The organism is Rhodococcus sp. IEGM1428 (genome assembly GCF_050321865.1).
Classification (GTDB): domain Bacteria; phylum Actinomycetota; class Actinomycetes; order Mycobacteriales; family Mycobacteriaceae; genus Rhodococcoides.
On the sequence record NZ_JBNQFW010000001.1, the window covers coordinates 525,596 to 537,670 of the forward strand.

Annotated in this window: 9 protein-coding genes; 6 read left to right on the forward strand and 3 right to left on the reverse strand. The window is 65.1% G+C overall.

The genetic code is table 11. From position 1 onward, the window contains the following. Positions 1 to 17: 17 nt before the first annotated feature. Entirely contained in the window at positions 18 to 1,520 is a 1,503-nt protein-coding gene (locus tag ACQR3T_RS02645; RefSeq protein ID WP_428692451.1) for a PucR family transcriptional regulator, read from the reverse strand. A gap of 120 nt (positions 1,521 to 1,640) precedes the next feature. On the opposite strand from ACQR3T_RS02645, the gene gabT reads away from it, so the two are divergent. Beyond that, positions 1,641 to 3,005, forward strand: coding sequence for a 4-aminobutyrate--2-oxoglutarate transaminase (gene gabT, locus ACQR3T_RS02650; protein ID WP_032378022.1), 1,365 nt, complete (start codon positions 1,641 to 1,643; stop codon positions 3,003 to 3,005). Between the two features lies 1 nt (position 3,006). Next, positions 3,007 to 4,458, forward strand: a complete 1,452-nt coding sequence (locus ACQR3T_RS02655) for an NAD-dependent succinate-semialdehyde dehydrogenase (RefSeq protein ID WP_428692452.1) — start codon at positions 3,007 to 3,009, stop codon at positions 4,456 to 4,458. Positions 4,459 to 4,547: 89 nt separating this feature from the next. Here the strand turns inward: ACQR3T_RS02655 and ACQR3T_RS02660 are convergent, their stop codons facing one another. Then, positions 4,548 to 5,576, reverse strand: coding sequence for a Glu/Leu/Phe/Val family dehydrogenase (locus tag ACQR3T_RS02660; protein ID WP_428693037.1), 1,029 nt, complete (start codon positions 5,574 to 5,576; stop codon positions 4,548 to 4,550). 257 nt (positions 5,577 to 5,833) lie between these two features. Then, positions 5,834 to 6,313 carry an Lrp/AsnC family transcriptional regulator gene (locus tag ACQR3T_RS02665; protein ID WP_032376573.1) on the reverse strand — a complete coding sequence of 160 codons (480 nt, stop codon included), beginning with the start codon at positions 6,311 to 6,313 and terminating at the stop codon, positions 5,834 to 5,836. Between the two features lie 134 nt (positions 6,314 to 6,447). On the opposite strand from ACQR3T_RS02665, the gene pdhA reads away from it, so the two are divergent. Genes pdhA through ACQR3T_RS02685 form a run of 4 tightly spaced genes read left to right on the forward strand, consistent with a single transcriptional unit; the run spans position 6,448 to position 12,075 of the window. Next, complete coding sequence (pdhA, locus tag ACQR3T_RS02670) at positions 6,448 to 7,530, forward strand: pyruvate dehydrogenase (acetyl-transferring) E1 component subunit alpha (protein ID WP_428692453.1); 1,083 nt, start codon at positions 6,448 to 6,450, stop codon at positions 7,528 to 7,530. Between the two features lie 5 nt (positions 7,531 to 7,535). Beyond that, the gene (locus ACQR3T_RS02675; protein ID WP_428693038.1) at positions 7,536 to 8,546 is read left to right on the forward strand and encodes an alpha-ketoacid dehydrogenase subunit beta; all 1,011 of its coding nucleotides are present in this window, start codon (positions 7,536 to 7,538) and stop codon (positions 8,544 to 8,546) included. Positions 8,547 to 8,590: 44 nt separating this feature from the next. Continuing rightward, positions 8,591 to 9,880 (forward strand): dihydrolipoamide acetyltransferase family protein, encoded by a 1,290-nt coding sequence (locus tag ACQR3T_RS02680; RefSeq protein ID WP_428692454.1) that lies wholly within the window; start codon positions 8,591 to 8,593, stop codon positions 9,878 to 9,880. Between the two features lie 47 nt (positions 9,881 to 9,927). Further along, complete coding sequence (locus ACQR3T_RS02685) at positions 9,928 to 12,075, forward strand: thiamine pyrophosphate-dependent enzyme (protein WP_428692455.1); 2,148 nt, start codon at positions 9,928 to 9,930, stop codon at positions 12,073 to 12,075.

The window sequence follows — 12,075 nt, forward strand, 5'->3', positions numbered from 1 at the left end:
TCGACAGTTCGTTCCATTCACGTCGATGCCAGGAGTGAGAGCAACAATTCAGCGCGCACTCGCGCGGACGTCAGATCCACCGCGAGTAGTTCCTCGCATCGCGTGATCCGGTTTCGCAGCGTGTGCCGATGAACGGACAGTTGTGCGGCAGCGGTTTCCCAATGCCCGTTGGCCTCGAGGAAAGCCCGAAGTGACGCCACCAGATCGGCGGTATGGATGCGGTCGTACTCGGCCAGCACGGCGATGGTCACCGCGGCCATGGCTCGTAACGACTCCTGCACCGGTTCGGAGGCCAGCAACATAGATCCGGTGAATTCGACGATGCGATCGTGGGATCCGGCAGCCGCGCAGGCGAGCGAGGCTTGTCGAAGCGCCGCGGGGGACTCGGTGATGTGAAGGCGGGCACTGAGGCCGACGCACGTCGATCGGGGTAACGAATCCATCATGCGTGCAACGAAGGTGGCATCGTCGGAGCCACGGAGCAGGAGCGCGCAGCCGGTGTCGGTCGTCCGGGCGAAGGTGGGCCGCCCCCGGAGCCGAGACTCGGCATCGATCGCGTCGACGATGCGCTCGGATGGTCCGCGAACCACCGCAACCCTGATGTGCGAGTCGTCGTCGGCAGCATCGGCGAGATAGCTGGGCACGTGCACATCGTCGTCCGTGGTCAGATGCCCGTCGAGGAGCAGCCCGAGCGCCAAGGTGTTGAGCCTGGACTGTTCGGCGCGCAGGCGCGCCGGTTTCTCGAGTTCGAGGGTCACCAGTGAAACGGCATGCCCGAGCAGGATCTGCTCGACCCCGGTCATCGGTCCAGCGGTGCGGATGGCCAGGAAAGTCGGTGCGCTGCCGGTGATCGGGACTGAATGCAGACTCACGGTGCGACCCGGTTCGCTCACCGAGACCGTGGCAGGTGACGCCGACGGGCGGATGCTGCGAGCGATGTCGCGGGCCTGCTCGACGAGATTCGATGCGTCCGTCGGATGGAACGACTCGGCGCGCCTACCGATCAGTGCCACCGATGTCGACGTGGCAACTGCGAGTTCCCGGACGATCGCGTCGACGCCGCCGTGCAGCGCTGCCCGCGTGATGCGGTTCTGTACCGACGCAGCGCGAACGACCTGCTCGTACTCCTGCTCGGAGATTCGCTTCATGACCGCTCGGATGACAGCAGCGAACGGAGTGTCGTAGGGAACTTCGACGACCGGCAGGCCCACCTCGTCTGCGGCGTCGAGAAGATGCTGGGGAATCGTGCTGTGGGACAGACCGATTCCGAATCCGAGGCATGCAACACCCGCGGCCGCCAGGGTTCGAACGTAGGTCCCGAGCGCGGGACCGTCGGAGTCGAAGCCCAGCCCGGTCGTCAGAATCAACTCGCCGCCCGACAGCCAGGGGCTGGGGTCGGTGAGCTCGGTTGCCTGCGCGAAGGTGATGGACGCAGAACTGCGCTCGGGTCCGCCGCGATGACTCAGTCGAAGGTGTCGCTGCCTCAGCAGCCAGGACATCTGCACGCTCACATGTCGCATTGTAATCCTGGGGTCGACGAAAAGGAGTGCGATCGGCTCGTGGGATGGACGAAATGGCAGCTGACCCGGCGATCGAGCAGTCGCATACTTGCTGAAACAGCCCAGACGAAAGGTGCGACCATGGCCTCGATCGAGTACCGACTTCCGCAGGAGCGCAAGATCGTCACCGCGTTCCCCGGACCGAAGTCGTCGGCATTGGCGGAGCGCCGCAAGGCTGTCGTCGGTGCAGGCGTGGCGTCCACTCTGCCGGTCTACGTGGCCGACGCAGACGGCGGCGTCGTCGTCGATGTGGACGGCAACTCGCTGATCGATCTCGGTGCCGGAATTGCCGTGACAACCGTCGGTGCCTCGAATTCGGCCGTTGTTGCCGCCGTGCAGGATCAGGTCGCTCACTTCACCCATACCTGCTTCATGATCGCGCCCTACGAGGGTTACATCGCAGTTGCCGAGAAGTTGGCCGAACTCACCCCAGGAGATCACGACAAGCGCACCGTCCTGTTCAACAGCGGTGCCGAGGCAGTCGAGAACGCAGTGAAGATCGCTCGGCACGCCACCGGACGCTCGGCCGTCGTCGTGTTCGATCACGCCTACCACGGCCGCACCAACCTGACGATGGCACTGACCTCGAAGTCGATGCCGTACAAGAGTGGCTTCGGGCCGTTCGCTCCCGAGGTCTATCGGGCCCCGATGTCCTACCCGTTCCGGGAGGGCCTGAACTCCGACGGTTCCTCGGTCACGGGCGCGCAGGCCGCGGCACGGGCGATCTCCGTCATCGAAAAGCAGGTCGGTGCAGCCAATCTCGCGGCCATCCTCATCGAGCCGATTCAGGGTGAGGGCGGTTTCGTCGTGCCGGCCGACGGCTTCCTGCCTGCACTGGCGAACTGGGCGCGCGAGAACGACGTCGTCTTCATCGCCGACGAGGTGCAATCCGGATTCACCCGGACCGGCGCCTGGTTCGCCAGTGAGCACGAGGGAGTCGTGCCGGACCTGATCACCATGGCCAAGGGCATTGCAGGCGGCATGCCGCTGGCTGCGGTCACCGGTCGCGCCGACCTGATCGACGCCGTGCACCCCGGTGGACTCGGTGGAACCTACGGCGGCAACCCCGTCGCCTGCGCCGCTGCCTTGGCGTCGATCGAGCAGATGGAGATGCTCGACCTCAATGGCCGCGCCCGCGATATCGAACGCATCGTGCTCGACCGGCTGCACGCGTTGACTCCGGACGTCTCCATCATCGGTGACATTCGCGGACGCGGAGCCATGCTGGCCGTCGAACTGGTCGTACCCGGTGGACACGAACCCAATCCCGAGGCCACCAAAGCCGTTGCGGCTGCGGCACTCGAGGCCGGGGTGATCGTGCTGACGTGCGGTACCTACGGCAACGTCATCCGCCTGCTGCCGCCCCTCGTGATCTCCGACGAGCTGTTGGACGACGCGCTCACCGTCCTCGAAGGTGCGCTTCGCTCTGTGGCACGGGGGAACTGACATGTCGGCCCACGATCTGATCTCCTCGCTGCCCACCGATCTCTGGCTCGGCGGTGCGCAGACACCGTCGGCGTCGGGTTCACGATTCGCCGTGCTGAACCCGGCGACCGGCGAGGAGTTGACCACCGTCGCCGACGCCACGGCGGGCGATGGCATCACCGCGCTCGATCTCGCTGTTGCGGCGCAGGGGGCGTGGGCGGCGACGCCTGCCCGCGAACGGGCAGAGATTCTGCGGCGCGCCTTCGACCTGCTGCAGGCGCGCGCGGCCGATTTCGCCTTGCTTATGACCCTCGAAATGGGGAAGTCGTTGGCGGAGAGCCGCGGTGAAGTGAACTACGGCGGAGAATTCCTGCGCTGGTTCAGCGAGGAAGCCGTTCGGATCGGCGGCCGGTTCACTCCCGCGCCGGCAGGCAACGGCCGAATCCTGGTGACCAAGATGCCCGTCGGTCCGGTGCTGGCCATCACCCCGTGGAACTTTCCGTTGGCCATGGGAACGCGCAAGATCGGGCCCGCTCTGGCTGCCGGATGCACTGTCATCGTCAAGCCGGCCGAGGACACTCCGCTCACGATGCTCCTTCTCGGGCAGGTGTTCGCCGACGCGGGGTTGCCCGATGGGGTGCTCTCGATCCTTCCGGCCTCCGACGCCGCGGCGGTCACCGGACCGCTGATGGACGACCCCAGACTGAGGAAGGTCACGTTCACCGGATCGACCGGAGTGGGAAAGCTGTTGGTACGCAACGCAGCCGACCGCCTGCTACGGACGTCGATGGAGCTCGGTGGCAATGCCCCCTTCATCGTGTTCGACGACGCGGATATCGACGCGGCCGTGGACGGGGCGATGCTTGCCAAGATGCGCAACGGCGGCGAGGCATGCACGGCGGCCAACCGCCTGTACGTCGCGAACTCGGTGCGCGAGGAATTCACCGCGAAGTTGACGGCGCGAATCGAGGCCTTGACGGTCGGTGCGGGTGATCGAGAGGGCACCGACATCGGGCCGCTCATCAACGACAAACAGCGTGGAACGGTCACCGCACTGGTCGACGATGCCGTCGCGAAGGGTGCTCGGGTGCGCACCGGCGGCACGGCGCCGGATGGACCTGGATTCTTCTATACGCCGACGGTTCTCGACAGTATCCCCGCGGACGCGAACCTGTTGCAGGACGAGATATTCGGCCCGGTGGCAGCGATCATCGGATTCGACACCGAGGACGAGGCGGTGGCCGCCGCGAACGACACCCGCTACGGGTTGGTGGCGTACTTCTTCACCGAGAACCTCGACCGGGCCCTGCGGGTGTCGGCGGCACTGGACACCGGCATGGTCGGGGTCAATCGTGGCGCGATCTCGGATGCGGCTGCCCCCTTCGGTGGCGTCAAGGAATCGGGCTTCGGCCGTGAGGGCGGGTCGGAGGGCATCGAGGAATACCTCGAGACCAAGTACATAGCGCTTCGGTAGCCTGTGCACGTAGCGCTCCACTCTGCGACCGTCAGCACGGGAAGTCCCGTTCGACGGCCGAGAGTGGAGCGATTCGTGCCGGTCCGTTCTCAGCTCTGCGCGGCTGCGATCCGGTCTTCGGCCATGCGATCGGCTGCGGCTCCCAGCAGAATGCCCTCGGCACGCGCGATGGCGAAGATGCCGGAGACCGTGTCGCGAATCTTCCCGATCGTGGCCATCACTTGGTCCGAATCCTTACCGCGCAGTTCGCCTTCCACCTGGATCAGTCCGCCGGCGTTGGCGACGTAATCGGGCACCCAGACGATTCCGCGCGCCGCCAACATCTCTTCGACGTCGGGTGTGAGCAGTTGATTGTTGGCCGCGCCGCAGACGATGGACGCCGACAACCGGGCTACCGAGGAGGCGTCGAGGGTGGCACCCATGGCGCACGGTGCGTAGACGTCGACGTCGGCACCGATGATGTCGGATTCGACGGTGACACCGGGGAAGTCGGTGACGATGCGCTCGAGGGCGGGCGCATATGAGTCGCTGACGATCACGTCGGCACCGGCATCCCGAAGCAGGGCGACGAGGTTGTATCCGACCTTTCCTGCGCCTTCGACGGCGACACGCTTACCGGTCAGATCATCTGACCCCCAGACCGATTCGGCTGCCGCACGGAGCGAAAGAAAGACCCCGAGCGCGGTCTGCGGACCGCTGTCGCCGGTGCCGCCTGCAGTGGTGTTCTTGCCGACGACGTGCGCAGTCTCTTCGGCAATGATGTCGAGATCGTTGCTGTTGGTGCCCACATCGCCTGCGGTGACGTAGGTTCCACCGAGCGACTCGACGAAACGACCGTATGCGTTCAGCAGCGTCGGGGTCTTGATGGCGGTGGGATCGCCGATGATCACGGCTTTTCCGCCGCCGAGGTCGACGCCCGCGACGGCGGCCTTGTAGGTCATTCCGCGGGAGAGCCGCAGTACATCGGTCAACGCATCCTGCTCGGATGCGTAGGGGTAGAAGCGAGTTCCGCCGAGGGCCGGCCCGAGAACGGTGGAGTGGACGGCGATGATCGCACGCAGCCCGGTATCGCGATCCTGGCAGAACACGACGCGTTCGTGTGCGGAGTCGCGCGGCATGTCGGGACGGTCGAAGACGCCTGCTGCCGAGGAGAGGGAGCGGGGCGGGGTGCTGGTGACGGCGGCGGGGTGGTCGGCAACGACGGACACAGGCGGTCTCTTTCGGTGATGAGGCGGCGGTACCCGGAAATGGGTGGTATCCGGGACATGTCCGTCGAAGAGTGCCGTGAACGTGCACGCTGGTCAACCGCCGTCGCCGAGATCATGCATCTTGCACGGTGGACGCTGAATCGGTCTGGCAGAGCTGGTCTGCCTGCTCAGCGTCGGCCGTCTTCGGCGAGCTGTTCGAGCAACGGCTTGGTGCGGTACTGGATCAGTTCCGACATGGCGATGGACATGTTGGTGCGCTCGACTCCTGGTATCTCGAGAATCAGACCGGCGATGCGATACAGGTCGTCGGCGTCGACGGCGGCGATGCGGATGTGCATGTCTGCAGCTCCGGACAGCCCGAACACCTCGAGTACCTCAGGGATGGTGCGGAGATTCTCGGTGACTGCCGCCAGCATGTGCTGATTGACCCGTGCGGTGACGAACGCCTGCAGCGGTCGCCCCAGCGACTTCGGCGGTATGCGGTGATCGATCGGAGTGAGTGAGCCCTTGTCGTCCCATCGACCGAGGCGCGCCTGGACGGTGTTTCGCGACAAGCCCAGCGTCGTGGCGAGTTCGACCCCGGTGGCGCGAGGCTTCGAGCAGAGGGCAAGGAGAAGCTTGGCGTCGGTCTTGTCCAAATCGGTCATTGCGCACTTCCTGTAGCTCGGTCGTTAGCCAATATTGTGCACGTTGCGCAGTTTCGAAGTCATCACTTGTGCAGTCTGGATGTCGGTGGTGTCCTTGTGAAGGACATCACATCAGGACGGAGAGTGCCAGGACCATGAACACCAACTCGCTGGTTCAGCTGATCAAAGAATCGGGAACCGTGGTGCGCAACGAGACCTACTCGCCTCTCGTCGCCGATATCGACACGGCCGCGATGATGGAGATGTATCGCGATCTCGTCGTCGTCCGGCGCATCGATTCCGAGGCCACCGCATTGCAGCGGCAGGGCGAACTGGGTCTGTGGGCACCGCTGCTCGGTCAGGAAGCAGCGCAAGTCGGATCCGCTCGTGCGCTCGACTCCGAGGACTTCGTGTTCGCCAGCTATCGCGAGCACGGTGTCGCTTACTGTCGCGGCGTGGACCCCACCCAGATGTTGCGGTTCTGGCGCGGATCGACGCTGTCCGGCTGGGACCCGTACGAGTACCGGATGACCACACCGGCGATCATCGTCGGATCGCAGGGTCTGCACGCGACCGGGTACGCCATCGGCATGCAGCTCGAGGGCGCCGAAGGTGCGGCCATCACCTACTTCGGTGACGGCGCGACCAGTCAGGGCGACATCTCCGAGGCGCTCGGTTTCGCCGCCAGTTTCCATGCGCCCGTGGTGTTCTTCTGCCAGAACAATCAGTGGGCGATCTCCGAACCGGTGACGGTACAGACCAAGGCGACGATCGCGGCCCGCGGCGAGGGCTTCGGTATTCCGTCGGTGCGCGTCGACGGCAACGACGTTCTGGCCGTCCTGGCGGTGACCAGAGCAGCGCTGGCGCGCGCCCGAGAGGGTAGTGGCCCGACGCTCATCGAGGCCGTCACCTACCGGATGGGCCCGCACACCACGTCCGACGATCCGACGCGATACCGCTCGGGTGCCACCGACGACGAATGGCGTGCGAAGGATCCGATCGATCGAATCGAGAAGCTGCTCCGTCGAATCGGCGTGTACGACGATGCATTCGCCGCTTCGGTGAAGCGCACCGCCGACGACGTCGCGGCGGAACTCCGCCGTGGGTGCCTCGAGACCGTCGAGCCGGAAGCGATGTCGGTGTTCGACAACGTCTACGCCGATCCACACCCCCTCCTGGACGACGAGCGAGCCCAATTTGCCTCGTACCAGGCCGGATTCGAAGGAGCCACGTCATGACCACCATGGAAAGTATTGCGCCGCAGCGGCCCACGAGTCTTCCGTTGGGCAAGGCCATCAATGCAGGTCTGCGACGAGCGATGGAGAACGATCCCAAGGTTCTCCTCATGGGCGAGGACATCGGCAAGCTCGGTGGAGTCTTCCGCATCACCGACGGCCTGCAGAAGGACTTCGGACCCGGTCGTGTTCTCGATATGCCGCTGGCCGAATCCGGCATCATCGGCACCGCAGTCGGACTCGCGATGCGAGGATTCCGGCCGGTGTGCGAGATCCAGTTCGACGGCTTCATCTACCCGGCCTTCGATCAGATCGTCTCGCAGGTCGCCAAACTGCACTACCGCACGAGTGGAAACGTGAAGATTCCGATGACGATTCGCGTGCCCTACGGCGGCGGAATCGGTGCCGTCGAGCATCACTCGGAGTCGCCCGAGGGCTACTTCGCGCAGACAGCGGGCCTACGCGTCGTCACCTGTAGCAATTCTGCAGACGGCTACTCGATGATCCAACAGGCCATTGCCAGCGACGACCCCGTGTTGTTCTTCGAGCCGAAGCGTCGGTACTGGGAGAAGAGCCCGATCGACCTGGACGCCACCGACCTCGACGAGTCGTACCCGCTGCACCGGGCGCGGGTGGTCACCGATGGCACCGATGTCACCCTCATCGCCTACGGCCCGCTCGTCGCCACCGCCCGCAAGGCCGCCGAAGTTGCTGCCCACGAGGGAATCTCGATCGAGGTCATCGATCTGCGCTCGCTGTCCCCGATCGACTTCGAGACCATCGAGGCCTCTGTGCGCAAGACCGGACGTCTGGTCGTCACACACGAGGCGCCGGTGTTCATGGGTATCGGCTCCGAGATCGCCGCTCGTATATCCGAACGGTGTTTCTACAACCTGGAGGCACCGGTGCTACGCGTCGGCGGCTTCGGGACCCCGTACCCCGCGTCCAAGCTCGAGAAGTTCTATCTCCCCGACGTGGACCGGATCCTCGACGCCGTCGACCGCTGCCGCTCCCACTGACTTTTCGCTCACTGCCTCCGACAGACACCGAACAGGATTCGACGATGCCCACCATCCAGAGTTTTCCGTTGCCCGACCTCGGGGAGGGTCTCACCGAGGCCGACCTGCTGACCTGGCTCGTCGCCGTCGGTGACACGATCGAGTTGAATCAGAATATCGCCGAGGTCGAAACGGCCAAGGCTGCCGTCGAACTTCCGTCACCGTTTGCGGGAGTGGTTGTCTCGCTGCATGTCTCGGAGGGCGACACCGTCGAGGTAGGGGTACCGATCATCGACATCCGAGTCGGCGGCGACAGCGAGGACCCCGAAGTCGTCGTGGCTGCTGCCGAAGTGCGCGAAGAAAGCCCCGCCGAAGACAGTGACGAACGCGTCCCGGTTCTCGTCGGCTACGGCGTGGCGAAGGAAGGATCGAGTCGACGCGGAGGCCGGGGAACACCGTCGGTCACTGCGTCACCGAACGGGCAGAACGGAAAGCCGCTCGCCGCACCACCGGTGCGAAAGATCGCCAAGGACAACGCCGTCGACCTGGCCGAGATGCCGGCAACAGGAAGCCGCGGTGACGTCACTCGCGACGATGTCGAGTCGTATCTGCAGGGTGAACCCACTGCGGCCGAACAGGACCCCCGCAAGCGCGGCCGCGAAGAGCGAACCCCGATCAAGGGGGTGCGCAAACATACGGCGGACGCGATGGTGCGCAGTGCCTTCACCGCCCCACACGTCACCGAATTCGTGACCGTGGACGTCACCGAGACCCTGACTCTGCTGGAGTCCCTCCGGTCCTCGACTCACTTCGCGGACGTGCGGCTGACTCCGCTGGCGTTGGTGTGCAAGGCCGTTCTCGTTGCGCTGAGATCGAATCCGTCCCTCAACTCGTCCTGGGACGAGGCGGCTCAGGAGATCGTCACCAAGCGCTACGTCAACCTCGGCATCGCCGCAGCGACCCCACGCGGCCTGATGGTGCCGAACATCAAGGACGCGCACGAGCTTTCGCTGGTGGACATCGCACGTGCGCTGGCAGATCTGACCCGTACCGCGAAGGAAGGCAAGAGCAGTCCGGCCGACCTCGCCGACGGCACGATCACGATCACCAACGTCGGTGTGTTCGGAGTCGACGCCGGGACGCCCATCCTCAATCCCGGCGAAGCGGCCATCCTGTGCTTCGGCTCGATCCGCCGTATGCCCTGGGAACACGAGGGTGCGATCGCACTGCGTTCGGTGACGACGCTGTCACTGTCGTTCGATCACCGTCTCGTCGACGGCCAGCAGGGATCACAATTCCTCGCCCTCGTCGGCCGGTTGCTCAGCACTCCGATGGATATGATCGCCCTGAGCTGATTTCCGCGGCTCGATGGACACAGGTCGATGGAGACAAGGGGGCGCGCGTGGCCGAGGCGATCGACGAGTACTTCCTGAAGCAGGTTCGCTCCGCCCGGCCCGGTGGGTCCGTCGTCGCCGATCCGGATCGACTGCTTCGGTACTTCGATGCGCAGCTCGCCAGCAGGCATCTCGACTTCGCGGCCCGTTGGTTGCAGTCCGAGGGCTTCGGTTACTACACCATCGGATCGTCCGGGCACGAAGCCAATGCAGTCGTCGGAGCAGCGACCGAGGTCACCGACCCGGCACTACTGCACTACCGCTCCGGTGGTTTCTATGCCGCACGCGCACAACAGTATTCGCACTCGAACCCGATCCGGGACGTGCTGGCGAGTCTGGTCGCCTCGACTCGCGATCCCATGTCCGGCGGCCGCCACAAGGTGTTCGGGCATCCGGCTCTGGGCATGGTCCCGCAGACGTCGACCATCGGGTCGCAGGTTCCGCGCGCGGTCGGCCTGGCATTCGCGCTCGGCCGAGCAAAGGCGCTGCGTCATCGAACCCCGTGGCCCGAGAACGCCGTTGTGGTGTGCAGCTTCGGCGACGCCTCGGCCAATCATTCGACGACGGTGGGTGCGCTCAACTCGGCTGCCTATTGCGCACACCAGTCCGTTCCGATGCCGATCCTGTTCGTCTGCGAGGACAACGGAATCGGCATCAGTACCCGATCGCCGCGGGGATGGATCGCGCAGTCGCTGAGCCGATTACCGTCGATCGAGTACGTGCGTGCCGACGGCGATGATCCGATCGCACTGATGCGCACCGTCGACGCTGCGGTTGCAACGGTACGGGCGAGGCGGCGTCCGGTGGTCCTCCACCTCGAGACGGTGCGGCTGATGGGTCACGCCGGATCGGATGCCGAACTCGCCTACCGCTCGAGCGCAGACATTGTCGGTGACTACGAGCGAGATCCGTTGCTGGCGAGCGCACGTGCACTCATCGGGGGCGGTGTTCTTTCGGCAGCCGATGTCGAGGCCCGCTACGAAGCGATGCGCGAGACCGTCATGGGCGAGGCCGAGGCGACGGTCGACTCGCTGCGCTCCGGGGAATCGTCGCGTCTCGCTACCGCAGATGCGGTGATGGCTCCGCTCACCGAACGACGACCGAGCGCTGTGGCCGCCACCGAGTCCGGTCTGCGCGGTGCACCCAGCGAGCAACGTCTCACGCTCGCCGCGATGATCAACCGAACTCTCACCGACATCATGACGGCACGACCGGACGTGCTCGTGTTCGGCGAGGACGTGGCCGTCAAAGGCGGCGTCTACGGCGTCACGAAGGGTTTGCGCAAGAAGTTCGGCGCAACACGAGTCTTCGACACTCTGCTCGACGAGCAGACGGTGCTCGGCACCGCCCTCGGTGCTGCGCTCGCTGGATTCGTCCCGATACCCGAGATTCAGTATCTGGCGTACCTGCACAATGCCGAGGACCAGCTGCGCGGTGAGGCCGCGTCGCTGAAGTTCTTCTCCGACGCCCAGTACACCAACGGGATGGTGGTGCGCATCGCCGGTTTGGCGTATCAACGCGGTTTCGGCGGACACTTTCACAACGACAATGCGGTCGCTGTTCTGCGCGATATTCCGGGCATCGTGGTTGCGGTACCGAGTTCGGCGGCCGAGGCCGCTGGTCTTTTGAGAACCTGTGTGGCACTGGCCTCGGAGGAGGGGCGAGTGTGCGTGTTTCTGGAGCCCATTGCGCTCTATCACCGCACCGATCTGCTCGACGGCGACGGTGCACTGCGCTGTGCCGATAATTCATCGGGCGATTTCGGCACCGTCGCAAGCCATCTCGACGGAGATGACCTGGTGATCGTCACGTTCGGAAACGGAGTGGTGATGAGTCGACGCGCCGCGTCGCGGTTGAGCGAACGCGGGATCGCGGTGACGGTCGTGGACCTACGTTGGATAGTTCCGCTGCCGGCCGAGGAGTTGTTGCACCGGCTGGCACGCTTCGATCGAGTGCTGATCGCCGACGAGACCCGGCACGACGGGGGAGTGGGTGAGGGCGTCGTGACCGCTCTCGTCGAGGGCGGCTACAACGGTGCCATCGCGCGAGTCTCGAGCAAGAATTCGTTCGTCCCCCTCGGCGGCGCGGCCGATCTCGTCCTCCTCTCGGAAGACGAGATCGTTGCCGCAGCCGTGCGGATGATGGACGACCGCTGA